This is a genomic window from Streptomyces sp. NBC_00490 (genome assembly GCF_036013645.1).
Lineage (GTDB): Bacteria > Actinomycetota > Actinomycetes > Streptomycetales > Streptomycetaceae > Streptomyces > Streptomyces canus_F.
Genome location: NZ_CP107869.1, coordinates 9,018,067 through 9,040,876 on the forward strand (window position 1 = coordinate 9,018,067; position 22,810 = coordinate 9,040,876).

The 22,810-nt window shown below is 71.9% G+C and carries 23 protein-coding genes and 2 pseudogenes; 15 read left to right on the forward strand and 10 right to left on the reverse strand.

Features of this window, described 5'->3' with window-relative positions:
* Positions 1-28: 28 nt before the first annotated feature.
* The 5 genes from OG381_RS41120 to OG381_RS41140 all read left to right on the forward strand — a co-directional run bounded on the left by OG381_RS41120 (position 29) and on the right by OG381_RS41140 (position 5,554).
* Positions 29-1,453 carry a BNR repeat-containing protein gene (locus tag OG381_RS41120; RefSeq protein ID WP_327721060.1) on the forward strand — a complete coding sequence of 475 codons (1,425 nt, stop codon included), beginning with the start codon at positions 29-31 and terminating at the stop codon, positions 1,451-1,453.
* A 79-nt stretch (positions 1,454-1,532) separates the two neighbouring features.
* Positions 1,533-2,558 (forward strand): LacI family DNA-binding transcriptional regulator, encoded by a 1,026-nt coding sequence (locus OG381_RS41125; protein ID WP_307022975.1) that lies wholly within the window; start codon positions 1,533-1,535, stop codon positions 2,556-2,558.
* A gap of 103 nt (positions 2,559-2,661) precedes the next feature.
* Entirely contained in the window at positions 2,662-3,963 is a 1,302-nt protein-coding gene (locus OG381_RS41130) for an alpha/beta fold hydrolase (RefSeq protein WP_327721061.1), read from the forward strand.
* A gap of 28 nt (positions 3,964-3,991) precedes the next feature.
* Positions 3,992-4,738 carry a PIG-L deacetylase family protein gene (locus OG381_RS41135; RefSeq protein WP_327721062.1) on the forward strand — a complete coding sequence of 249 codons (747 nt, stop codon included), beginning with the start codon at positions 3,992-3,994 and terminating at the stop codon, positions 4,736-4,738.
* A gap of 102 nt (positions 4,739-4,840) precedes the next feature.
* Complete coding sequence (locus OG381_RS41140; protein WP_327721063.1) at positions 4,841-5,554, forward strand: hypothetical protein; 714 nt, start codon at positions 4,841-4,843, stop codon at positions 5,552-5,554.
* Here the strand turns inward: OG381_RS41140 and OG381_RS41145 are convergent.
* On the reverse strand, positions 5,519-6,577 hold the full coding sequence (locus OG381_RS41145; protein ID WP_327721064.1) for a hypothetical protein: 1,059 nt from the start codon (positions 6,575-6,577) through the stop codon (positions 5,519-5,521). The genes OG381_RS41140 and OG381_RS41145 overlap by 36 nt on opposite strands.
* Positions 6,578-6,927: 350 nt before the next feature.
* A complete protein-coding gene (locus OG381_RS41150) occupies positions 6,928-7,128 on the reverse strand; it encodes a DUF5999 family protein (protein ID WP_327721065.1) in 201 nt (66 codons plus the stop codon).
* A gap of 148 nt (positions 7,129-7,276) precedes the next feature.
* Here OG381_RS41150 and OG381_RS41155 point away from each other — a divergent pair, with 148 nt between their 5' ends.
* On the forward strand, positions 7,277-8,107 hold the full coding sequence (locus OG381_RS41155) for a pentapeptide repeat-containing protein (RefSeq protein WP_327721066.1): 831 nt from the start codon (positions 7,277-7,279) through the stop codon (positions 8,105-8,107).
* Here OG381_RS41155 and OG381_RS41160 read toward each other — a convergent pair.
* Complete coding sequence (locus OG381_RS41160; protein WP_327721067.1) at positions 8,069-9,598, reverse strand: cytochrome P450; 1,530 nt, start codon at positions 9,596-9,598, stop codon at positions 8,069-8,071. The two genes, OG381_RS41155 and OG381_RS41160, sit on opposite strands and share 39 nt — an antisense overlap.
* Positions 9,599-9,706: 108 nt before the next feature.
* On the opposite strand from OG381_RS41160, the gene OG381_RS41165 reads away from it, so the two are divergent.
* Together OG381_RS41165 and OG381_RS41170 are read left to right on the forward strand one after the other, a co-directional pair.
* On the forward strand, positions 9,707-10,315 hold the full coding sequence (locus tag OG381_RS41165; RefSeq protein WP_327721068.1) for a TetR/AcrR family transcriptional regulator: 609 nt from the start codon (positions 9,707-9,709) through the stop codon (positions 10,313-10,315).
* 120 nt (positions 10,316-10,435) lie between these two features.
* Positions 10,436-11,158, forward strand: a complete 723-nt coding sequence (locus tag OG381_RS41170; protein WP_443061979.1) for a DUF2470 domain-containing protein — start codon at positions 10,436-10,438, stop codon at positions 11,156-11,158.
* Here OG381_RS41170 and OG381_RS41175 read toward each other — a convergent pair.
* The 3 genes from OG381_RS41175 to OG381_RS41185 form a co-directional block, all read right to left on the reverse strand.
* Positions 11,126-12,343, reverse strand: a complete 1,218-nt coding sequence (locus tag OG381_RS41175) for a lactonase family protein (RefSeq protein ID WP_327721070.1) — start codon at positions 12,341-12,343, stop codon at positions 11,126-11,128. The two genes, OG381_RS41170 and OG381_RS41175, sit on opposite strands and share 33 nt — an antisense overlap.
* Before the next feature lie 74 nt (positions 12,344-12,417).
* Positions 12,418-13,422 (reverse strand): hypothetical protein, encoded by a 1,005-nt coding sequence (locus tag OG381_RS41180; RefSeq protein ID WP_327721071.1) that lies wholly within the window; start codon positions 13,420-13,422, stop codon positions 12,418-12,420.
* A 36-nt stretch (positions 13,423-13,458) separates the two neighbouring features.
* The gene (locus tag OG381_RS41185; protein WP_327721072.1) at positions 13,459-14,694 is read right to left on the reverse strand and encodes an FUSC family protein; all 1,236 of its coding nucleotides are present in this window, start codon (positions 14,692-14,694) and stop codon (positions 13,459-13,461) included.
* A gap of 117 nt (positions 14,695-14,811) precedes the next feature.
* On the opposite strand from OG381_RS41185, the gene OG381_RS41190 reads away from it, so the two are divergent.
* Positions 14,812-15,414 (forward strand): TIGR03086 family metal-binding protein, encoded by a 603-nt coding sequence (locus OG381_RS41190; protein WP_327721074.1) that lies wholly within the window; start codon positions 14,812-14,814, stop codon positions 15,412-15,414.
* A 17-nt stretch (positions 15,415-15,431) separates the two neighbouring features.
* On the opposite strand, the gene OG381_RS41195 is transcribed toward OG381_RS41190, so the two are convergent.
* On the reverse strand, positions 15,432-16,007 hold the full coding sequence (locus tag OG381_RS41195; RefSeq protein WP_327721075.1) for a CGNR zinc finger domain-containing protein: 576 nt from the start codon (positions 16,005-16,007) through the stop codon (positions 15,432-15,434).
* A 105-nt stretch (positions 16,008-16,112) separates the two neighbouring features.
* On the opposite strand from OG381_RS41195, the gene OG381_RS41200 reads away from it, so the two are divergent.
* On the forward strand, positions 16,113-17,105 hold the full coding sequence (locus OG381_RS41200) for a quinone oxidoreductase family protein (RefSeq protein ID WP_327721076.1): 993 nt from the start codon (positions 16,113-16,115) through the stop codon (positions 17,103-17,105).
* Position 17,106: 1 nt separating this feature from the next.
* Here OG381_RS41200 and OG381_RS41205 read toward each other — a convergent pair whose 3' ends face one another.
* A complete protein-coding gene (locus tag OG381_RS41205; protein ID WP_327721077.1) occupies positions 17,107-17,601 on the reverse strand; it encodes an FBP domain-containing protein in 495 nt (164 codons plus the stop codon).
* Positions 17,602-17,706: 105 nt separating this feature from the next.
* On the opposite strand from OG381_RS41205, the gene OG381_RS41210 reads away from it, so the two are divergent.
* Entirely contained in the window at positions 17,707-18,591 is an 885-nt protein-coding gene (locus OG381_RS41210) for a DUF3626 domain-containing protein (RefSeq protein WP_327721078.1), read from the forward strand.
* Here the strand turns inward: OG381_RS41210 and OG381_RS41215 are convergent.
* Positions 18,561-18,713, reverse strand: a pseudogene (locus tag OG381_RS41215) (diguanylate cyclase); the annotation flags it as partial. The gene OG381_RS41210 and the pseudogene OG381_RS41215 sit on opposite strands and share 31 nt — an antisense overlap.
* Here OG381_RS41215 and OG381_RS41220 point away from each other — a divergent pair.
* From OG381_RS41220 to OG381_RS41235, 4 genes and pseudogenes are all read left to right on the forward strand, one after another.
* Positions 18,711-18,965, forward strand: a pseudogene (locus OG381_RS41220) (hypothetical protein); the annotation flags it as partial. The pseudogenes OG381_RS41215 and OG381_RS41220 overlap by 3 nt on opposite strands.
* A 34-nt stretch (positions 18,966-18,999) precedes the next feature.
* Positions 19,000-19,962, forward strand: coding sequence for a phosphotransferase family protein (locus OG381_RS41225; protein WP_327721079.1), 963 nt, complete (start codon positions 19,000-19,002; stop codon positions 19,960-19,962).
* Positions 19,963-20,045: 83 nt separating this feature from the next.
* Positions 20,046-21,335, forward strand: coding sequence for an ROK family transcriptional regulator (locus tag OG381_RS41230; protein ID WP_327721080.1), 1,290 nt, complete (start codon positions 20,046-20,048; stop codon positions 21,333-21,335).
* 62 nt (positions 21,336-21,397) lie between these two features.
* On the forward strand, positions 21,398-21,631 hold the full coding sequence (locus OG381_RS41235) for a hypothetical protein (protein WP_327721081.1): 234 nt from the start codon (positions 21,398-21,400) through the stop codon (positions 21,629-21,631).
* Between the two features lie 72 nt (positions 21,632-21,703).
* Here OG381_RS41235 and OG381_RS41240 read toward each other — a convergent pair whose 3' ends face one another.
* Complete coding sequence (locus OG381_RS41240) at positions 21,704-22,720, reverse strand: SDR family oxidoreductase (protein ID WP_327721082.1); 1,017 nt, start codon at positions 22,718-22,720, stop codon at positions 21,704-21,706.
* Positions 22,721-22,810: the final 90 nt, after the last annotated feature.

The following is a 22,810-nucleotide window of genomic DNA, read 5'->3' on the forward strand; positions in this document are numbered from 1 at the left end:
CCGCTCGCCGACAATGGAGTCCCCCGAGATGAAGAGACGTACGCTGCTGGGCGCCGCCCTCGCCGGTGCCGTGATGACCCCCGCCCTCGGCGCCGGCACCGCCCGCGCCGCCGACCCCGGCCCCTCGGTCACCCGGACCGGCACCACCACGCTCGACAGCCAGGCCGTCTTCTTCGTCTCCTACGACGGCCTCGTCAACAACAACTCGTTCCAGAAGAACGGTCTGCTGACCTACAAGGGCTACCAGTACGCCGTCTGGTACACCGCCGACAAGAACGCCGTCGTCGGACGCCGCGTCCTCGGCGGCAGCACCTGGTCGACGGTCCAGGTCGGTCACACCCTCAAGGCCAGCGACTCCCACAACGTCATCTCCATGGGCGTCTCCAAGGTCGACGGCCGCCTCCACCTCAACATGGACTCCCACAGCGACGGCTTCACCTACGTCAAGTCGGTGGCCGGGCTCATGGACAACCCGTCCGGACTGAGCTGGACCGCGAGCCGGTTCGGCGCGCCGCAGTCCACCCTCGACGGCCTCGCCCTCACCTCGCAGTTCACCTACCCGCAGTTCATCTCCACCCCCGACGGCAAGCTCCAGCTCAGCTACCGCGTCGCCATATCCGGAAACGGCCGCAACGCCCTTGCCGAGTACGACGGTTCGACCTGGACGAACCTCGGCGAGTGGTCCAGCTCCACCGGCACCTACACCAGCGAGCACGGCTCCTCCACGGCCCGCAACATGTACCTGCACGGCATCGACTACGACGTCAACGGCCGGCTGCACTCCTTCTTCACCTGGCGCGAGCAGAACGGCGCCGTGATGTGCTCCAGCGGCGGCATCACCAACCACGACACCGGCTACGTCTACTCCGACGACCGCGGCCGCACCTGGCGCAACAACGCCGGCACCGTCGTCGGCACCACCGGCGGCTCCGACAAGGTCGCCGTCACCGACTCCGGCCTCGTCATCGACGCGCTCAACCCGGACCACTCCCTGATGAACCAGGAGAGCCAGGCCACCGACTCCGCCGGCCGGCCGCACGCGATCATCAGCTACGTGCCCGGGCGGTTCGGCCAGTGCACCACCAACTACGTGTCCGACCGGACCGCGAACGGCCGGGCGTTCCACCTCCGCAAGAACGCGTCGGGCACCTGGCAGAAGACCGAGATACCGGTGGTGCTCGGCTCCAGCCAGCGCACCAGACTCGTCCTGGACAAGTACGACAACGCGTACGCGGTCTTCCCGTTCGGCCGGATCGCCGGAGCCTCCGCGGCCTCCGGATACACCGACTGGAAGATCCTCTTCGACGGCAGCGGCCTCAACGCGTTCGGCGAGGTCGTGATCGACGAGATGCGGATCAAGGCCGACAACGTCCTGTCCGTCATGTACCAGGAGAAGTCCAGCGGAACCACGCCCTCGGCACTGCACGTCGTCGACTTCGCGCTGCCCGCCTGACCGAAGTCGTCCTGGAGCGGCGTGCCGGTACTGTGAAGGCCTGCCCGCCGCTCCTTGTTCACCTGGAGGTCCCTGCCCGATGGCCCAGTCGGTGGGTATCAAGGACGTCGCCCGTGCCGCCGGAGTCTCGGTGGGCACGGTGTCGAACGTGATCAACCGTCCGGACTCCGTCGCCACCGAGACCCGGGCCCGGGTCCTGTCCGCGATCGACCGGCTCGGTTACGTCCGCAGCGAGTCCGCGCGCCAACTGCGCGCGGGCCGCAGCCGGATCATGGGGCTGCTCGTCCTCGACATGGGCAACCCGTTCTTCGTGGACGTCGCGCGCGGCGCCGAACGGGCCGCCCGTGACGCCGGGCTCGGCGTGATGGTCTGCAACAGTGCGCAGAGCCCCGGCGAGGAGGCCGAGTACCTCTCGCTCTTCGCCGAACAGCGGGTCCGGGGCGTCCTGCTCACCCCCGCCGACGCGACCGGCCGCAACATCGAGAGCTTCCGGCGCCACGGCATCCCCTTCGTCCTCGTCGACCGCGTCGCGGAGGGGACCACGGAGTGCTCCGTCTCCGTCGACGACGTCGCGGGCGGCGCCCTCGCCGTACGCCATCTCATCGACGCCGGACACCGCTCCATCGCGTACGTCAGCGGCCCGCCCGGCTTCAACCAGGTCCGCGACCGTCGCACCGGCGCCCTCAACGCGCTCGCCGAGGCCGGCCTCGCCCCCGGCGTACTGCGCGAACTGCCCACCGAACGCCTCGACGTCGCCGCGGGACGGGACGCCGGCGCCCGCCTTCTGGGCCTCGCCGACCGCCCCACCGCCGTCTTCTGCGCCAACGACCTGCTGGCCCTGGGTGTGCTCCAGGCGATGTACGCGGCCGGGATAAACGTCCCCGACGACCTCGCCATCGTCGGCTACGACGACATCGAGTTCGCCGCCGCCGCGGCCGTCCCGCTCACCTCGGTCCGCCAGCCCGCCGTCACCATGGGCGCCCTGGCCGCGGAACTGCTGCTGGAGGAGACGGAGACGGAGACCGTGACGCGCCGGCACGAACACCGGCGAGTGGTGCTCCAGCCGGAACTGGTCGTACGGCGCTCGAGTCTCTCCGCCCGCTGATCCACCGGTCCGTACGATTTCATGATCCCGGGGATCGGATATCGGACGGCCATGTGCTGAACTGGGACGTGCCTGAAGTAGTCCGTCCGTCCCGGGAGCCCTGTTGACCGCGACCTACCGCCAGCCCGGCGTCGTCCTCACCGACCGCCGCTTCACCGTGCCGCTCGACCACGACGACCCCACGGGGGAGAAGATCGAGCTCTACGCCCGTGAGGTGGTCGCCGGGGAGAAGGCGCAGCAGAACCTGCCGTGGCTGGTCTACCTCCAGGGCGGACCCGGCTTCGGTGCGAACCGCTTCGTCGGCAGGCCCGCCTGGCTGGGCCGTGCCCTCAAGGAGTTCCGGGTCCTGCTCCTGGACCAGCGCGGCACCGGCCACTCCACACCCGCCAACCGCCAGACGCTCCCGCTGCGCGGCGGCCCCGCCGAGCAGGCCGACTACCTCACGCACTTCCGCCACGACTCGATCGTCCGCGACTGCGAGGCGATCCGCCCCCGGCTCACCGGCGGCGCCCCCTGGACCGTCCTCGGCCAGAGCTTCGGCGGCTTCTGCGCGGTGAACTACCTCTCCACCGCCCCCGAAGGCCTCGCCGCCGCCGTGATCACCGGTGGTCTGCCCTCCCTCGACGCCCACGCCGACGACGTCTACCGCGCCGCCTACCCGCGCATCGAGCGCAAGGTCGCCGCGCACTACGCCCGCTACCCGCAGGACGTCGAGCGCGCCCGCCGTATCGCCGACCATCTCCTCCACCACGAGGTGACCCTGCCGAACGGCTACCGCCTCACCGTCGAGGCCTTCCAGTCCCTCGGTATCCTCCTCGGCGGCGGCGAGGGCAGCCATCGGCTGCACTTCCTCCTGGAGGAAGCCTTCGTCCGCACCCCGAACGGCCCGGCGCTCTCCGACGCCTTCCAGGAAGAGGTCCAGGGCCTCCTCTCGTACGCGGGCCACCCGCTCTACGCCCTCGTCCACGAGGCGATCTACGGCCAGGACGCCCGGCCCACGAACTGGTCGGCCGAGCGTGTGCGCGCCGAGTTCCCGCAGTTCGACGCCGCCAAGACGCTCGCGGGCGACGGACCGCTGCTGTTCACCGGTGAGTCCATCCACCCCTGGATGTTCGAGACCGACCCGGCGCTGCGCCCGCTGCGCGAGACCGCCGAACTCCTCGCCGCCCGCACCGACTGGACGCCGCTGTACGACAGTGCCCGGCTCGCCGCCAACGAGGTCCCCGTCGCCGCGGCCGTCTACCACGACGACATGTACGTCGACACCGCCCACTCCCTGGACACCGCCCGCTCGATCCGCGGCCTGCGCACCTGGGTCACCGACGAGTTCGAGCACGACGGCGTCCGGGCCGGCGGCCCCCGCGTCCTGGACCGACTGCTGGCACTCGCGCGCGACGAGGCGTGACGCCGGGGGCGCGGATTAGTCTCGGACCATGACAGAGCCGACGCCCACTCAGCTTCTGCCCATGCCCGAGGACTGGGAGCGCGCCCTCGCGGTCGTGGCCCACCCGGACGACCTGGAGTACGGCTGCTCGGCCGCGATCGCCGCCTGGACCGACGGTGGCCGAGAGGTCGCCTACGTCCTCGCGACCCGCGGCGAGGCAGGCATCGACACCCTGGAGCCCGACAAGTGCGGTCCGCTGCGTGAACGGGAGCAGCGGGCCAGCGCGGCGGTCGTCGGGGTGTCGACGGTGGAGTTGTTCCTCGACCACGAGGACGGTGTGATCGAGTACGGCCTCGCCCTGCGCCGCGACATCGCCGCCGCGATCCGCCGCCACCGTCCGGAACTGGTGATCACCCTCAACCACCGCGACACCTGGGGCGGCGTCGCCTGGAACACCCCGGACCATGTCGCGGTGGGCCGCGCGACCCTGGACGCGGCCGCCGACGCCGGCAACCGCTGGATCTTCCCGGAGCTGCGGGAACAGGGCCTGGAGCCGTGGAACGGCGTCCGCTGGGTGGCCGTCGCGGGTTCGTCGACCCCCACCCACGCGGCGGACGCGTCGGCCGGTCTGGACCGCGCGGTGCGCTCACTGCTCGAACACCGCACGTACATCGAGGCGTTGACGAGCGAGGACCCGGAGACGTATGCCCGCGGCTTCCTGAGCGGGAACGCCGAGGCGACGGGCGAGCGGTTCGGCGGAAAGCCGGCCGTGGCGTTCGAACTGTTCAGTCGGTAGCGAGAACTGACACCCCTGTACGTGTGTGCGAGCGGCGCGGCTATCCTCGTTCGACCGATGAGCAGGGCGACCACGCCCGTGTGCAGGACGAGGGACCCGGAGTTGAGTCGGATACGTGTCGCGCTGGGGCTCGGCGCGGTCTCCATGGGCACGGCGTGGGCCATCGGTGGGGTGGCGGGTCTGCGGGAGGTCGTGGCCGTCCTGTCGGTGGCGGTACCGGCGGTGCTGGTCCTGGCTGGCGTCGTGCTGGTGCTGCGGGCGGCCGTGCCGCGCGGGCAACTGGGAGGACCCCTGGCCCTTATGGGCGTAGGCATCGCTGTCCTCGCGCTCAGATTCGACGTGCCGCACGTGCCGGACCTGTCGCGTCAGGCTCCGGTCGTACTCATTCTGGGGGGAGTCTTCGTGGCGCTGTTCCGTGGACGGCCCGGCACCGGCATCGACACCGGGGTCAGGCGATACACCTCGCTGCTCTACCCACCCGCCCGTCCGCCGATGGCGGGCACCGCGCCCAAGAAGCTCATCCTGCGGGCCCTGCTGTTCGGCACGGTACGCATCGACCTCTCGGGCAGCGACTTCCCTCTGGAGCCGCGCCTGGTCGTCGACATCACGGTCCTGTGGGCACGCGTCGAGATCAAACTGCCCTCCGACTGGACGGTCCTGGCGGGGCGGGTCGAGCTGACCTCCGGGGTGAGGTTCTCGGGGGACCTGTCGCAGCCGGACTTCGCGTCCCCACTTCCGGCCCAGGGCGAGGCGAAGACAGTCGTGGTGAACGTACAGGGGCTAGGCGGAGCCGTCTCCCTGACCCGTGGCGCCTGAGGCGGGGCAACTGGGATCCGGGTGATCGTAGGCAACGCCGAGAAGCTCGTCCTTGGCCAGTGTCTTGGGGCTGGCGAAGAACTCCGTGAGCACCCTGTTCCACTCGTACTCCTCAGCCGGAGTGGAAGGAAGCTTGAGGTGGAGCGCCGTCAGCATGTCGAACCGGTGCAGGTCGAACGCGGCGGCCAGTAGCTCCCCGTGATCGGCAGCCACCCGCATGGAGCCACGATAGGCCGCGACGCTCAACAATGCGGTCACGAACGGTGCCAGGCTCCAGGCGTCGAGTCGGCCCAGCAGGGGAGCGCCGGCCAGAGTGGCGAGCGCGAAGCAGACGCTCAGCGCGCAGGTGGTGTCGAGCAGGTCCAGTTGCTGGTTGACGGCGGTGGTGAGCTTGGGGGAGAGCTGCGGATACAGGCGGTGGGACACGCTTGCCAGATCCAGCCCGTACCGCCTGCCGCTCGTGTCCTCGCCCTCCCGCAGGATGTTGCCGAGCATGGTCGGCATCAGCCTGTCGTCGTCACCCTCGGCGGCGCTGGGGATCGGATGCGGACCGGTGGGATAGCGCAGCATCCGGTTCTCAGCCCGTGCCGCGATACGAGCGGCTCGGCTCCTGCGGCGCGCGAGGTCCACCACGTCGGCGAAGTCTGTTCCCGATGCGTCGGGTACCGCGATGTCGCTGACCACCACGGCCGTGTGCAGGCGTCGCCGGTGCCGCTCGGTGGCGAACGCCGCGGCCACCTCCGGGACCGCCCGTCCCTGCCAGTAGCCTTCGAGTATCTGCACGAGGGCGACCTGGAAGGGACGCAGCAACAGTCCGACGAGGAGGCACCCGAAGGCAGCGAGGGCGAGCCAGGTGGGATCCTGTTTCACCACGTGAGCCAGATGGACGGCGTCACCCGCGTACGCGCCGGAGGTGACCAGCGCGGTCACATAGCCGGCGAGGACGGCGACGGGCAACACGCTCACCACGGTGAAACGGGCGCCGCCGAGAGCCTTACCGGCAGCCTGCGAAAGCCCGGACAACACAGGTCTCATCCTCCAGACGGCGACTGCGGACCGGCCGAGCCGTCGGGGACCATCGGCGTGCCGCACCGCGGACAACTGGGAACGCCGGGACGCCCTTTGGGGGACGAGCCCGTACCGCCGCAGGCCGAGTCAGGGCAGCTGTAGACCCGACGGCCCGCCCCGCGCCGACCGCGCGACATGCTCGAGTCCCCGTACCTGAACACGAGCACGCCCAGCACCGCGACGAGGCGAATCCCCAACGTGACGCGGAACCGAACGCGCACCTCGTGCTCCCCCGGGCAGAACGGCAGTGCGCCCAAGTATGCGACGTGTACATGCCTCCCGGTAAGACGTTTCCGCGGTCTGACTCAGGCGGCCACGACCAGCGTCCCGACCGCACGCTGCGGGCTCACCACCCGGCCGTCCGGGAGGAGTTCGCCGGTGTCGTCGAAGACGATCGTGCCGTTGCACAGCAGGTGCCAGCCCTGTTCCGGGTGGGACGACACGATGATCGCGGCGTGGTGGTTCGTGCTGTCGGCGGTGGGGCACGCGGGCTGGTGGCTGCACATGACGTCTCTCCACGGTTTTCGGGCGGGGTGGTTCTCCTGGTTCCGTCGGCCTGCTTCTCAGTGGTAGCCGACTTTGTTTTCTCTTGTATGTAGAGACCCCCACAGGGCGAGAAATTCATCGGTGAGGTTTGTTCCGTATGCTGGAAACATGCAAGATCACATAGTCGGCCCCGCCGACCTGCGCGGCGACTGTGCGAGCTGTTTCGGGCTGTGCTGCGTCGCCCTGCCCTTCACGGCGTCGAGGGACTTCGCCGTGGACAAGCCGGCCGGCACGCCCTGCTCGAACCTCCAGGACGACCACCGCTGCGGCATCCACGCCCGGCTGCGGCAGAAGGGCTTCACCGGCTGCACGGTCTACGACTGCTTCGGCGCCGGACAGAAGGTCTCCCAGGTCACCTTCGGCGGCCGGGACTGGCGCACGCTCCCGCGCGAGGACGCCCGCCGCATGTTCGACCTGTTCCCGGTCGTCCGCCAGCTGCACGAGCTGCTCTGGTACCTCACCGAGGCCCTCACCCTGCCCGCCGCCGGTCCGGTCCACGCGGACCTGCGCCGCATGCTGGAGCGGACGGAGCGGCTCACGCGCCAAACCCCGGAGGAACTGGGAGCGTTGGACGTGGCCGGGCACCGCCAGGACGTCAATGTGCTCCTGCTGAGGACCAGCGAACTGGTCCGCGCGGGCACCCGCGGCAAGAAGAAGGACCGCCGGGGCGCCGACCTGATGGGCGCCCGCCTCAAGGGCGCCGACCTGCGTGGTGCCAACCTCCGCGGCGCCTACCTCATCGCCGCCGACCTCACCGGTGCCGATCTGCGCGGCGCGGACCTGATCGGTGCCGACCTGCGTGACGCCGACCTCACCGACGCCGACCTGACGGACGCGTTCTTCCTGACGCAGCCGCAGCTGAACGCGGCCAGGGGCAGCGCGGGCACGAGGCTGCCCGGCTCAGTCACCCACCCCGTGCACTGGGCACCGCGGCTCTGAGACCGGCGCCTCCCCGTCGGCCGCCGGCTCCGTCGCGGGGCCGGTGGTGGCGGACCCCTGCCGCCGCTCCAGTCGCAGCCGCAGCCCCTGCGGCATCAACGTCAGCCGCTCCGTCACCCGCAGCCGATAGTCCGGGTCGGCCCCCAGCTCGTACCGTCGCAGCAGCAGACCCAGCACCAGCGTGGCCTCGTGCAGCGCGAACTGCCGGCCGATGCACGCCCGGGCGCCCGTGCCCCACGGCTTGAAGGCGTGCGGGACCCGGGTCCGTACGGCCTTCGGGTCGAACCGGTCCGGGTCGAACCGCTCGGCGTCCGCACCCCACACCTCGGGATCGCGGTGCAGCATCGGCGTGAGGACCAGCGTCCACGCACCCCGCCGCATCGGATGCTTCCCGGCCAGCACCGTGTCCTCGAGCGCCTCGCGGGCGAAGGCGGGCGCCGTGGGCCACAGCCGCAGCGACTCGTCCAGCACCCGGCGTACATAGCGCAGCTTGGCCACCTGCTCGTAGCCGGGCACGGCCGTGTCGCCCCACACCCGGTCCACCTCGGCACGCGCGCGTGCCGCGACGTCCGGGTGCCGGGAGAGGTAGTGCAGGGCGAAGGAGAGCGCACCCGAGGTGGTCTCGTGACCGGCCACCAGGAAGGTGATCACCTGGCGCCGGACGTTCTGCGCGGACAGCCGCTCCCCGGTCTCCGGATGGGCCGTCTCCAGCATCCGGTCCAGCAGGTCCCCGTCACCGCCCCCGCTCGCCGCACGTCGCTCCTGGACCAGTTCGTCGACCGTCCGGTTCAGATAGGCGATGTCGGCCTCGTTGCGCCGCCCCGCTTCCCGCAACAGCCCCGGCCAGGGCACCGTGTTGAGCCGCTGCGCGTATGTCAGCGTGCCGACCATCGCCGTGATGAACGGATGCGGCCGGTCCCGCTCGAAGGAACCGAAGTCGTGCCCGAACCCGGTCCGGGCGATCGTCTCCAGCGTCAGCTTGGTCATGTCCCCGGGAACGTCCACCGCGCGGTCCGCCGCGGTCTCCCGGTCCCAGTGGTCGGTCAGCCGCTCGGCCACGGCCAGCATCATCGGGTGGTAGGCCGCCATCGCCTCACGGCTGAAGCCCGGTGCCAGCACGTCGTGTGCCAGCTGCCAGTTCGGTTCGTGGTTGTACGCCGTGAACAGCCCGTCCCCGGCGACCGGCCGCAGATTGGCGATGCCGAGCCCCACGTGCTTGGCGAAGCGCGTCTCGTCGGCGAGGTCGGCCGCGAGTTCGGCGCCCCACACGAACACGAACTCCCGGTTGAAGGCCTTGCGCCGGTAGATCGGCCCCAGCATGCGGCCGTACTTGAGGGAGTCCTGCAGCGGTGTGCGCCGGTTGGCGCCGAGTACGTCGCCGAGGAGGGGGAGCCGGCGCGGCGGGTGCGGGATGCGGTGCAGCTCGGGCCAGCCGTGCTCCGCGCTGCGGAATCCCCTGGGCAGAGCGGTCCCGGTCGTCGTCCTCGCCATGACGCCATCTCCCTTGCAGCACCGGCGGATCGAGCGTGTTGTACGTGAGTTCAATAGCGTGCCTCAGTCTGATCCCGTTGTTGAACCGGCGTCAAGTAAAGTGCTGCCATGGCCGCCGAGCAGGGCGCACGCACACGCCGTCGCCTCAGCACCGAGGAGCGCCGTGAGGAGCTCCTCGCCGTCGGCGCGCGACTGTTCTCGGAGAGTCCGTACGACGACGTGTGGATCGAGCGCGTCGCCGAGATCGCCGGGGTCTCGCGCGGGCTCCTGTACCACTACTTCCCGACCAAGCGGGACTTCTTCGCGGCGGTCGTCGAGCGGGAGAGCGGGCGGATGCTGCGGATGACCGCGGCCGTGCCCGGCATCCCCGTGCGCGAACAACTGACGGCCGGACTCGACACGTTCCTGGAGTACGTCGAGGCCCACGCGCACGGTTACCGTGCCTTCCACCGGGCCGACGCGGCCGGGGACCAGGCCGTGCGCAAGGTCTACCAGCGGGCACTCGCCGCGCAGGAGCGGCAGATCCTGGCCGCACTCGCCGCGGACCCGGAGTTCGGGGCGGTCCTCGAGACGCGGCCCGACACCAGGCTCGCCGTGCGCGGCTGGCTGGCCTTCACCACCGCTGTCTGCCTGGAGTGGCTGAGGGGCTCGGATCTCTCCCGCGAGCAGGTGCGCGACCTGTGCGCACGGGCTCTCTTGGGCGTCGTCGCCCCCTGACCGCGCCCGCGTACGCGGAATAGGACACGCAAAGGATCAGGCCGCTGGTTGGCGTACACCCCACTCTCGGATAGGTTAGGCAAGGCTTACCTAAGAGGAGGTTTCGGGATGGGTGCTGGGATGGATGAACACAGCTGGGCGGCCGCGCCCGCCGCGGCGGAGCGGGCGCGCTCGGTGCTGGCCACCGCGTGGTCCTGCGCGGTGACCGCGGACGGCGGCCGAGAGGAGTTCGTCGGCGCGCACACCGTGACCGAGGACGGCCGGCTGCGGCTGCGGGTGCCCGAGGACAGTGCCCTGCTCGCGGCCGCGATCTGCGCGCCTCGCGGAGAACCGTCCGCCGTGCTGGAGTTCGCCGACGTCTCGCCCGTCCCCGTGCGCAACCGTATCCGGGCCCGCCTCTGGCTCGCCGGCTGGTTCGTCCCCGAGGACGGCGACCTGGTGTTCCGGGCGACGCGGGTGGTGCTGCGCGAGGCGTCCGGTGCCGTGGTCGTCGACCTCGACGAGTTCGCCGCCGCCGCTCCCGACCCCCTCGCCACGGCCGAGGCCCGGCTGCTGACCCACCTCGCCGACTGCCACTCCGACGCGGTCGAGCGGCTCACCCGGCTCGTCGAGCCCGACAGCCTGCACGGCGCGGTGAAGGTCCAGCCGATCGCCGTCGACCGGCACGGACTGACGCTGCGCATCGAGCGCACCCGCGCTCAGGGCGACGTACGCCTGCCGTTCCACCGTCCCGCCGACGATGTCGCGCAGCTCACCGAGCGGATGCACGTCCTGCTCGGCCAGGCCGCCTCCGCCTCCTGCCCGCGCGCCCTACAGCGGCAGCGCACAGACGGCGACGGGTGACGCGAACGGCTTTCCCGCGAGCCGCAGTTCACCGTTGTCCTCGTCCACCCGGAACACGCTCACCGTGCTGGAGCGCTGGTTCGCCGCGAACAGCAGCGCTCCGTCCGGCGAGAAGGCGATCTGCCGTGGGAAGTCCCCGGACACCGGCACGGTGTCCAGCAGCCTGAGCCGGGCGCCGTCCGCCTCGACCGCGTAGCGCGTGAGGCTGTTGTGGCCCCGGTTGGCGAGATAGGCGTAGGACCCGTTCGACGTCACCAGGAGCTGTGCCGGGTAACTGGTGCCCGGCCCCGTCCCCGTGGACTGTGCCGCGCCGATCGTGAGGCGTCCGGTCCTCGTGTCGTAGGCGCAGACGGCGACCGTGTTGTCGGCCTCGTTGGCCAGGTAGGCGTACCGGCCCTCGGGGTGGAAGGTCAGATGGCGCGGTCCGGCGCCCGGCCGGGTGTGCGCCTGCGCGACCTCGGTGAGCTTTCCGGTCCGCTCGTCGAGGCGATAGGTGTAGACGGTGTCCGTGCCCAGGTCGACGGCGAGGACATGGCCGCCGTCGGGACTCGTCACGATCTGATGGGCGTGCGGGCCCTCCTGGCCGGGCCCGGGCTCCGGGGCGGAGTGGGTGAGGAGGTCGGCGCGCTCGCCGATCGCCCCCGAGGCCTCGATCGGGTGCACCGCCACGCTGCCCGAGCCGTAGTTGGCGCTCAGCAGCCAGCGTCCGCCCGGATGCACCGACGCATGACAGGGCGCACTGCCGCCCGTGCCCCGGCTGCCCAGCACCGTGCGGTCGGACAGCCGTACGGCGGTCACGGCCCCCTGCTCCCGCTCGTTCACCGCGTAGAGCGTGCGGCCGTCGGGATGCGCGGCGAGATACGACGGGTCGCCGACACCGGCGAGCGGCCTGCCGACGGTCACCTCGCCCGTCACCGGGTCGTAGGTGGCGAAGCCGATGCCGGTGCCGCCGCCCTCGACAGAGGTGTATGTGCCGAGGTGGAGCGGGCGGGGACCGGTCGGCGTCGGTGAGGCGCTGGGGGTGGCTGCCTCAGCTGTTCGGGGCGCCTCGGACGCCGAGGCCGTGGCGGACGTCGTGGGCGCCGACGCGGCGGGGCCCGGCGACTCGCCGCAGCCCGCCGCCGCGGCTCCCGTCCCCACGAGGGCGGCGACGAATCGCCTCCTGCTCCAGTCGCCCCTGCCCATGCACGCACCTCGGATGGTCGGTTGCCTCAGCCGTCACCACCTTGACGTGGACCACCCCGCACGTGCAAACGGCGCTACCAGTCACCGTCCCGCACCGGCGTGCCCGGCGCGTCCTTGAGCGGCAGCACCTGCGAAGGGTGCGGCGCCTGCCAGGGTTCGTGATCGTCGCCGAGCCAGTCGCCGACCGGCTTCACCCCCTCCAGGGTGTCCGCGGGGGCGAGATCCTCCGCGTCCTGGTCGTAGTAGTCGTACCAGGGCAGCCCCGCCTGCGTGTACGCCGAGCGGTCCACGGGCGACGGCGGGGGCTCCTCGCCGGTGATGCGACGCCACTGCGGAGGCGTCACCAGGTGCACGAAGACCCGGCCGCCGGGCCGCTCGGCCCAGTCGGACACCGGACGGTCGTCCTTGTAGACTTCCTGGCGCATCGAACCGCCGACACCGAGACCCATACCGGCCGCGGCGGCCGGCGCCGGGGCGGCCATCATCTGCGGGGCGGCCCCGAAGGAGAGCGCGTGCATCGGCGCCCTGGCGGTGCGCTCCCGCTCCCGCGACGCGCGCCACCGGGCCAGCGGCTCGTCCTTGAGCGGGAACGACTGCAGCTGTACGCCGCCCCACACCTCCTCGCCGGTGACCTGCCCCTCGACGGTCGCACCCAGGCCCAGCGGCACCGCCACGAACTGCTTGACCGTCCCCGTCCCGGAGTTGATGCCGTCCAGCCACGGCTGCCGGGGCAGTACGACGTAGTTCTGCGGCTTGCGTGAGAGCCGGTCGCTCCACGGCTTGCCCGAGACCGCGCACACCTTGCCCGCCCCGACCTGGAGCGCGGCCGGCTCGATGGTGCCGCCGAAGCTCAGCCACATCGCCTCGCGCAGATACACGGGCAGCATCACCCCGCCGCGCGCCCGCCATGCCTCGGGCACCCGGTCCGCGTGGTCGGCGACCCGGCGCAGCGGGAACTCCCCGAGCCCCGGCGGCAGTGGATGTGTGCCCGTCTCCGGCAGGCGCAGGGTGCGGATGAACCGCACCGCCACCCCGCCGGGCAGCCTCAGCGTGTTCCCGTCGATGCGTACGCCGGTCATCCTGCCCGCCCCCTTGGTCAGCCCTTGGTGACTACGTCACCTAGAACGACGGGCGAGGGCGGCACGGTTCCTGCGCAGCCGTTCCTGAAGCCGGGTCAGCCGCGGCATCCGCTCGCGCTGCTCCTGGGAGGTGCGGTCCAGCTCCTCCAGGAGCCGACGCGAGCGGTGCTCGGTGTCCAGCTCGTCGAGGATGCGGTTGACCTCCGTGAGCACGGCGCCGTGCAGCTGCCACTGCCGGGCGTCGCGCTGGACCTCCTCCAGGAGCAGCTGGGCGAGCTTGTCGCGGGTGGCCGCGGCGTGCCGGAGCTGGGAGGCGAGCCGCTCCTCCGCCGACTCGGCGCTGCGGGAGACGTCGGTGGTGACCAGCACCGCGAAGCTCACCACGGCGTCGGCGATCTCCGACAGCAACTGCTCCACGGCGGCGCCCGCCTGTCGTGCGAACAGCCGCTCGGACTCACGTTCCTTGGCGAGGTCGGTCAGGGTGCGCGCGAGCACCCGCAGGACGACCGTGCAGATCTCCAGCGTGTCCAGACCGGTGCGCAGCACCACCCGGTGCAGCAGCCCCTCGCGGACGCGCGGATTGAGCCGCAGACTGTCCTCTGCCTGCTTGAGGGCCGCGTCCACCTCGACGATGTCGTGGTCCAGACGCCGCGCCTCGTACAGCCGCTCGGTGGCGCGCTCGACCGGCGTACGGCCCGCGGCCTCCTCGCCCATGCTCAGCATCAACTGCCGCACCCGCCGGGCGAGTCCCTCGATCGACTCGCCCGCCTCGTCCACCCACACGGGCGGCGCGAACAGCAGATTGCAGCCGAGCCCGACGACCGCGCCGATCAGCGTCTCCAGCACCCGCGCCCACGCGGTGTCCCCGACGGTCGTGACCCCGAGGACCAGCATCGCGCTGATCGCCACCTCGGGCACGTACTCGTTGACCTTGACCAGATGCCCGACCCCGAGCGAGGCCAGGATCAGCAGTCCCAGGCTCCACCAGGTGAGCCCCACCAGCAGGCTGAAGGCGATGGCGACGAGGACACCGGCCACCACGGCGTTCACCCGGCGGACGCCGTTGGTGAGCGTCGCGTAGAGGGTCACCTGGACGACCAGCAGCGCGGTCAGGGGCGCCGTGAGCGGGGCGGCCTCGGGACTCAGGCGCAGCGCGATGACGTAGGCGATCGTCGCCGCGGCCGCCGATCGCAGCGTCTGTACGACCACCGGGTCCCTGCGTCGCTTCACGAAGCGCACCAGGGCCGCCATCCACTCACGTACATCTTGCATCCTCAGGCTGTTCCTCTTCCACAATTGCCCGCGTTCACACATTGCGGACCGTAACTGTCCGCAACGACGCCTAGGTTGTTCGTACGAACCTGCCGACAGCAAGTGGGGAGAGCAGTGATGACGGACACCCGGGACCTCGAGGTTCTCACGGAAGCACACGACTACCTGCGCAAGGTGGTCGCGGCCGTGCCGGAAACGGCGTGGGGAGCGCCGACGCCGTGCACCGAGTGGACGGCCCGGCAGGTTCTCAACCACGCCCGCATCGACCAGCAGGGCTATGGCCTCGCGATCACCGGGGGCCGTCCGGATTCCGACCCCTTCGCCCCGGCCGACGCACTCGCCGCGGACCCGTCGGCGGAGCTGGAGGAGGTGCTGCGCCTGGTGGCGGACGCGTACGCCGGGCTGCCCGCCGACGCGGACGAGGTGCCGACCCCGCTCGGACCGATGCCGCTGCCACAGGCCGCCGCGGCGGCCGCGATGGACGCGGCCGTGCACGCCTGGGACATCGCGGTCGCGACCGGCCAGGACGCGCCGTTGACGGAGGAACTGGCCGAGGGGATCTGGCCGCTCGCGGAACGGCTCGTGGACCATCTCCGGGACTCCTACCGGGTGTTCGCACCCGCCCGGAAGGTCCCGGACGGCGCCGGCAGGGCCGACGCGCTGCTCGCCTTCCTCGGCCGCGATCCCCAGTGGCGACCGGGGGGTGCACGCACTGCGTGACGGAAGGGGGGCCGCCTTCAACGAGTGGAGGCGGCCCGGCTGCGGGAGCGGTAACCGGAGACCTTCGCCAGGTTGCCGCAGCGCTCCATCGAGCACCAGCGGCGGCGCCGGGCCTGGGAGTCGTCGAGGAACAGCAGGGAGCAGTCCGGGTTCCCGCACTCCTTGACCCGATCGATCAGGGACCCGCCCGCCAGCAGTACGGCGTCCCGGGCCACCGTCGCCAGGGCGGCCCGTGCCGGATGCCGGGCCGTCCAGCGTGTCTCGCCCAGCTGGGGTGCCAGATCGGGCTTGGCCGCCGCGTCGTTGACCAGGGCGACATCGGCCGCCTCCGGCTCCCGCCCGGCCATCGCGGCTCGTACGAGCCGGTTGACGGCCTCGCGCAGCACGCGCGCGTCGGCGAGATCCCGCGCGGTGACATGCGCCGGTTCCCCACCCACGGTCAGTTCCGCCTCCGTCAGCCAGCGGGCCAGCGCGGCGGGGTCCGGCAGCCGCTCCTTGGGCGTGGCGTGCCGCTTGCCGAGCGTGGCCACGAAGTCCAGACAGGGGCGGCCGCCGACGAACGGAAAGGCGAGCGCGGGGTCGGTGCTGGTCATGAGGGTGAGCTTACCTGCCGCCCGTGTCTCTTGACACCGCTTGAACAGGTGTCGCAGAGTGACACCTGTTCAAGCGGTGTCAGTCACGACGGGAGCGGGTGGGGTATGCGCGCGGTGCGGATCGAGGAGTTCGGCGGACCCGAGGTGCTGGTGGAGGCCGAGCTGCCGGATCCGGTGGCGGGCCCGGGGGAGGTGCTCGTGCGGGTCGCCGCGGCCGGTGTGAACCGGGCGGACGCCCTGCTGCGGGCCGGCGTCTACCACCGGGCCGGGAAGCCCCCGCTGATCCCGGGCGCCGAGGCGGCCGGTGTCGTCGCCGCGGTGGGGGAGGGGGTGAGCGACTTCGCGGTCGGGCAACGGGTGGTCGCGCTGGACGGGGTGAAGTCGCCCGGGTTCTATGCCGAGTTGGCGGCGGTGCCCGTCACCCAGGTGGTCGCCCTGCCGGACGGGGTCGAGCTGACCGAGGCGGCGACGCTGCCCATCGCCTGGCTCTCCGCCTGGTACTGCGTACGGCATCTCGCCAAGGTCACCAAGGAGGACACCGTGGTGGTGAAGGCCGCCGCGAGCGGGGTGGGCACCGCGGCCGTGCAGATCGCCGCCGAGACCGGGGCCCGCGTCATCGCGCTCGCCGGGTCGGCGCAGAAGGCGGCCTGGGCCGGGGAGTTCGGCGCCCACACCACCCTCGACACCTCCGCCTACCCCGACGAGGCCGAGGTCGAGGAGGTGCTGCGGCTCACCGACGGGCGGGGCGCCGACGTCGTCCTCGACATCGTCGGCGGCGCCGCCTTCGCACGGAGCCTGCGCCAGGTCGGACACGGCGGCCGGGTCGTGGCGCTCGCCAACGTCGCCCTGGCGCCCAGCACCATCGACACCCGCGACTTCTACCCGAAGAACGCGGCGATCCTCGGCTTCCAGCTCACCAACCGCCAGCGCCACGGCTGGGACGCCCGCGCCGACCTGCGTGAACTGGCCGAGCGGGTGGCCGCGGGAGCCTATCGCGTACCGGTGGAGACCGTGCTGCCGCTCGCGCGGGCGCGCGCCGCCCACGAGCAGCTGGAGCGGCGCGGGAACCGGGGCAAGATCGTGCTCTCCGTGGACTGAGTCAGGAGTGGACCTTGTCGATGAAGGAGGACAGATTGCCCGTGGTGCGGGCGATCTGCTCCTCCAGCGTCAGACTCTCCTCGATCCGCAGGGTGCTCTGCGGGGCCTTCCTGCCGCGGACGTAGAGGGAACAGGCCATGTCCGTGCACATGTACAGACCGACGGAATTGCCCTCCCGCCCGGCCGCGCCCGCCTTGCGCGCCGTCATGAGCGAGACGCCGCCGCCCGGATGGGTCGTCAGACACAGCGAACACATGCTGCGGTGCAGGAAGCCCCGGTGTCCGGAGGTCAGGCGCAGCGTCAGACCGACAAGGCGGCCGCCCCGCTCGGTGACGAGATAGCTGCGGTCGGGTGCCCCCGGATCTCGCCAGCCGAGGAAGTCGAGATCGTCCCAGGGCCGTTCGTCGAGATCGCGCGGCACGGCCACGCGTTTGGCCTCCCCCTTGGAACAGTTCACAAAAGAGTCGCGGATGTCGTGCTCGGTCAGTGATCTCATCGGGGGAGCCTCCTGGGGGCGTCATGTTGTTGCCGAAACCTGAGGGTAAAAAAACTAGTGCCCCTAGGTTCAGCCAGGATAGACGGCCCCGGCGAGGAGGAGCCAGTGAATTTCGAGAACGTCCGCTCAGCACGGGCGAGGGCGGCGCTGCGGCACGTGGCGCAGCGGTCGGCGGGGCCGCCCGTCGCCCCGGACCTCTGCGTCACGCTCAACTTCCACCCCGACCGGCTGACCGGCGGCGTGGGCATCCTGGCGGCACTGGCGCGGGACGGCGCCTACCGGTCGCAGTTCGTGACCGGCACCAGCAATGGCGGCCTCACCGCGCACCCAGGCGGCGACCGGTGGCGCTGGGAGAGCCGGATCTTCGGCGGCGCCTACGACGAGGCCACCGCGGCCGACCGGCCCGTGTACGGCGCACTGGACTTCCGGCGCCAGGTGGTCGGCGCCGCCCCGCGCTTCGGCTCCTCGTACTTCCGGCTGACCGGTGCGGCTCTGTCCCGGGCCACCTTCTGCTACCCGGACAGCGCCGCCGAGCCGGCCCACTTCGGCGTCGCCGCCGGCATGTCGCTGGTCGCGCTGGCGGAGGCGGACGAGCAGGACGCCCTCAACGACTACATCGAGGCGCAGGTCCACGGGGGCGTCTTCCTCGCCACGGACGTGACGGTGCTCGTACTGGACGCCTGCTACCGCGGCACCCCCGTCGAGGCGGCGGCGCGGCTGCTGCCCTGCCCCGTCGAGTGGCACCCCGGGTACCGGATCACCGTGGGGGAACTGCGTCGGCACGCGGACTACCGCGGTGAGGAGTACGCCGAACTGGGCGCCCGGATCGCCGAGGACGGGCGGATCGACCCGCGGATCATCGGGGACGCCGCCCGCACGGGCCGGTACGCACTCCAGGACCTGAAGATGGTCTGGCACACCCTCGCCCGCTTCGGAGCTCCGGAGGGCGCGGGCACGGCCTACGCGGGCGTCACCACCCCCAGCGCATAGGCCCGGGCGACCAGTTCCGTACGGGTGCCCGCGCCCCACCGCGCGGACAGCCGCCGCAGGTGACAGGTGACGCCGTCCGAGGTGAGCCCGGTCTCGCGGGCGGCCCCGGCCGTGGTGGCGCCCCGCAGAGTGAGGTGCGCTTCGTGCGGCACCGCATCGCCGCCGAGGCCGAGGAGGTCCGGGGCCTGCTCGCCACGGGAACCCGGGTGTACTTCTGCGGGGACGGTTCACGGATGGCGCCGGGTGTCCGGGAGGCGTTCCGTACGCTGTACCGGAAGCACACGGCGGACGCCGACGAGACGGCCGCCGCGGAACGGCTCGACGGGCTGATCGCGGACGGGCGTTACGTCGAGGACGTGTGTGCGGCGGGCTGACCGAAGTGTGGCGAAGGGGAGAGGCGGGCGCACGGTGGTGGACTCCTGGGCACGGGCGCGGCGCATCCTGGAGGAGGCGGGCCTGCCGCCCGGACACCTCGTCGACCTGCGCCCGCTGACCGGCGGCACCTACAACACGGTCGAGGAGCTCGTCCTCGCCGACGGCAGCCGGTATGTGCTGAAGGTGCCGCCCGCCGAGACCGTCCCCGGACTGAGTCACGAACGCCGACTCCTCGTGGCGGAGGCCGAGTTCTACCGCGGGGCCGCCGAGGTGGACGTGCCGGCACCCCGGGTCGTGATCCTCGGACAGGAGGATCTGCTGATGACGGCCGTCCCCGGCGATCCCTGGGACGGCCGGCTCACCGGCGCCGAACAGGCGCTCCTGCGTACGGAGTTGGGCCGTCAGGTGGCCCGCCTCCACCGTGTGACCGGCCCCGCCTTCGGCTACCCGTCGGGCGCCCTCGGCCCGCTCGCCCCCGACTGGCGGAGCGCGTTCACGGGGATGCTCGACGCGGTCCTCGACGACGCCCGCCGCTACGGTGCCGAACTGCCCCGCCCCGCCGACGAGGTGGCGGACGCGCTCCGTCCCGCGTACGGCGCGCTCGACGAGGTGACCGTCCCGGGCCTCGTCCACTTCGACCTGTGGACCGGCAACATCCTGGTGGAGCGCACGGCGGAGGGTGCCCGGATCGGCGGGCTCATCGACGGCGAGCGCATGTTCTGGGGCGACCCCCTCGCCGACTTCGTCTCCCTCGCGCTGCTGGGCGACATCAGGACCGACGAGGCCTTTCTGGCCGGCTACCGGGAGGAGGGCGGCCGCGTCGAGTTCGACGTGGCGGCCCGCCTCCGGTACGCCCTCTACCGCGCCTATCTCCACCTGATCATGCTCGCCGAGACGGTCCCGAGGGAGATGGGCGAGGGCGATCGGCGGTGGCGACAGGAAGCGGTTGCACCGGAACTGCTCGCCGCGTTGACCGAGATCGCGGAGCTCTCATAGTTCACATCGTGAATTAAGGGGTCGTGGAAAGTGCTCCCGCAGCGGTATGTTGCAGGTCGGACAGGGTTCGAAGGGGGCCATACATGGCAGGGCGGAACGGGCGCACGGTACGCGATCTGAGGCGGGCCAACCGCACGGCCGTGCTGCAAAGGCTCTACTTCGACGGGCCTCTCAGCCGCTTCGAGCTCGGCCCGGCCACGGGTCTGAGCTCCGGCTCGGTGAGCAACGTCGTCGCCGATCTGGTCGCCGATGGCCTGCTGGAGGAGGCCGGCAGCGTCGACTCCGACGGTGGCCGCCCCCGCACCCTGCTGCGGGTGGCACCCGGCAGCGGCCACATGATCGGTGTCGACGTCGGCGAGACCCGGGTGCGGATCGAGCTGTTCGACCTGACCCTCACCGAACTCGCCCGCGCCGAACGCCCGTTGACGCGCCAGGGCTACGACGTCGAGGTCATCGTCGGCCACATCCGCGACGGCGTCGCCGAGGTGCTCGACACCGCCGGCATCGCCCCCGACCACCTTCTCGGCGTCGGCATCGGCGTCCCCGGCATCGTCGAGCACACCCCGGACCGGGGCGCCGTCGTCCACGGGCAGACGATCGGCTGGGACGCCGTCCCGCTGGAGGAACTGCTCCGCTCCACCTCCCGGCTGCCCGACACCGTCCGGTACTTCATCGACAACGGCGCCAAGACGCTGGGCCAGGCCGAGATGTGGTTCGGCGGCGGACGCGGCGCGCACAACGCGGTCGTCGTCCTCTTCGGCTCCGGCGTCGGCGCGTGTCTCGTCACCCCCGAGGTGGACAACGGGCGGGCGGTCGAATGGGGTCATCTGACGGTACGGGTCAGGGGACGCCGCTGCCGGTGCGGTGCGCTGGGCTGCCTGGAGGCGTACGCGGGCGCCGAGTCGCTGCTCGACCGCTGGCGCGAGGAGGGCGGACAGCCGCCCGAGGGCGCCGACGAGGAGACCGCGCTGACCGCGATGCTGGCCGCCGCGTACCCGGCCGAGGGCGGTGCGCCCGACCCGGTGGCACTGGCCGTGCTGGAGGAGACCGCCGAGTACCTGGGCGCCGGCCTCTCCGACCTCATCAACCTCTTCCAGCCCGAGCGCATCCTCATCGGCGGCTGGGCCGGCCTCCAGCTGGGCACCCGCTTCCTGCCCGCCGTACGCCGCCACGCCTCCTCCTACGCCCTGCGCCACCCGGCCGAGAAGGTCACCATCGACCTCGGCCGGCTCGGCCCCGACGCGGTCACCGTCGGCGCCGCGATCCTGCCGCTGGCCGACTTCTTCGCCCGCGGCGGCCGCCGCCCCGAGCCCGCGCCCGAAGGACCGCACCCGGCCTGGCGCACCGCGCTGGAGGAACGGGCTCCGCACTGAGGTTTCGCCGGTGGGGGCGGAGGTACCCGCGAGTCGCCCGGACCACGCGAAGGGAGGACGCCATGGCCGACTACGACGGCAAGCGCCCCGGAGACGAGCCCGTACCGCGGGACATGCCGGACCAGCAGGCGGGCGAGGGCGAGGACCCCTGGGACGCGGATCCCGAGGCGGCCGACAGGCAGGAACCCGACGCCGAGGTCCCCGAAACCGACGAGGCGGGCACCGGCCGCCAGGGCGCACCGCGCCAGGCGGGCACCCACTCCGAGCAACCGGTACCGGAGGAGCCCACCGGCTGACCCCGGCCGCGCGCCTCGACCGCCCGCACATACGCCTGTGCCGTCCCAGGACGGCACAGGCGTCGGTCTGTCTCAGCCCACCTTCCGCCCCCGCAGCGGTTCCGTGCTCGCTCCCGCGCCCTGCTGGAGGCCCTTGAAGAACTCCTCCAGCACCTCGTTCGCCGTGTGCTCGGGGTTCCAGCGCAGTTCCGTACGGGCGCGGGTGCAGTCCATCAGCGGGAGGCGCAGGACCGCGTCGAAGAGATGCGGCGAGGCCGGGAGGAGATGGAGGCCCCAGGCGGCGGCGAGTGCCGAGCGGGCCGCGGTGCGGGGCAGCCGGAACCGCCGGTCGACGCCGAGCATCTCGCCGAGCAGTTCCGCGTCGACCGGTGGCTCGGCCGCCAGGTTGAAGGCGCCGCGCAGATCGCAGTGGACCGCGAGGCGGTACGCCTTGGCCGCGTCGTCCGTGTGCAGGGCCTGGACCCGCAGCCCTGGGATGTCGGGCAGGAACGGCAGGAGCTCCGGACGGGCCAGCGGGCCCGGCAGGAAGCGGCCGCCGAAGATCCGGCGCTGCTCGCTCGCCGACTCCCGCTTGAACAGGAACGCCGGCCGCATCCGCACCACCCGCACCTCGGCGTGATCACGCTCGAAGGTGTCCAGGGCCCGCTCCAGATACGCCTTCTCCCGGCAGTACGCGGCATCCGGCCAGCCGTGCGTGGGCCACGACTCGTCCACCGCCTCGTCCTTCGGTCCCGGCGAGTACGCGCCGACCGACGACGCGTGCACCAGCGCGGGCACCCCGGCGGCGGCCACCGCCTCGAAGACCCGGATGGAGCCCAGCACGTTCGTCCGCCAGGTCGTCGCCGGATCGTGCGTCGGCTGGAACGCCCAGGCCAGGTGCACCACCGCGTCCGCGCCCGCGAACTCCTTCTCCAGATCTGCCTGCTGCGACGACAGGTCCACCGCCGACCAGTCCGTCTTCGGCAGCGACCAGTCGGGGATCCGGCGCGCCAGCCCCAGCACGGAGTCGACCTCCGGATCCTCCGACAGCAGACGCACCACGCTCGTGCCGACGTTTCCGGTGGCGCCCGTGACAACGATCCTGCTCACGTCCGGCTCCTCTCGGGCTTGCTCTGCGACGGGGCGGACCGAGTACCCGGACGCAGAGGATGCAACGCCGTCTTGCGCCCTCGGTATGGT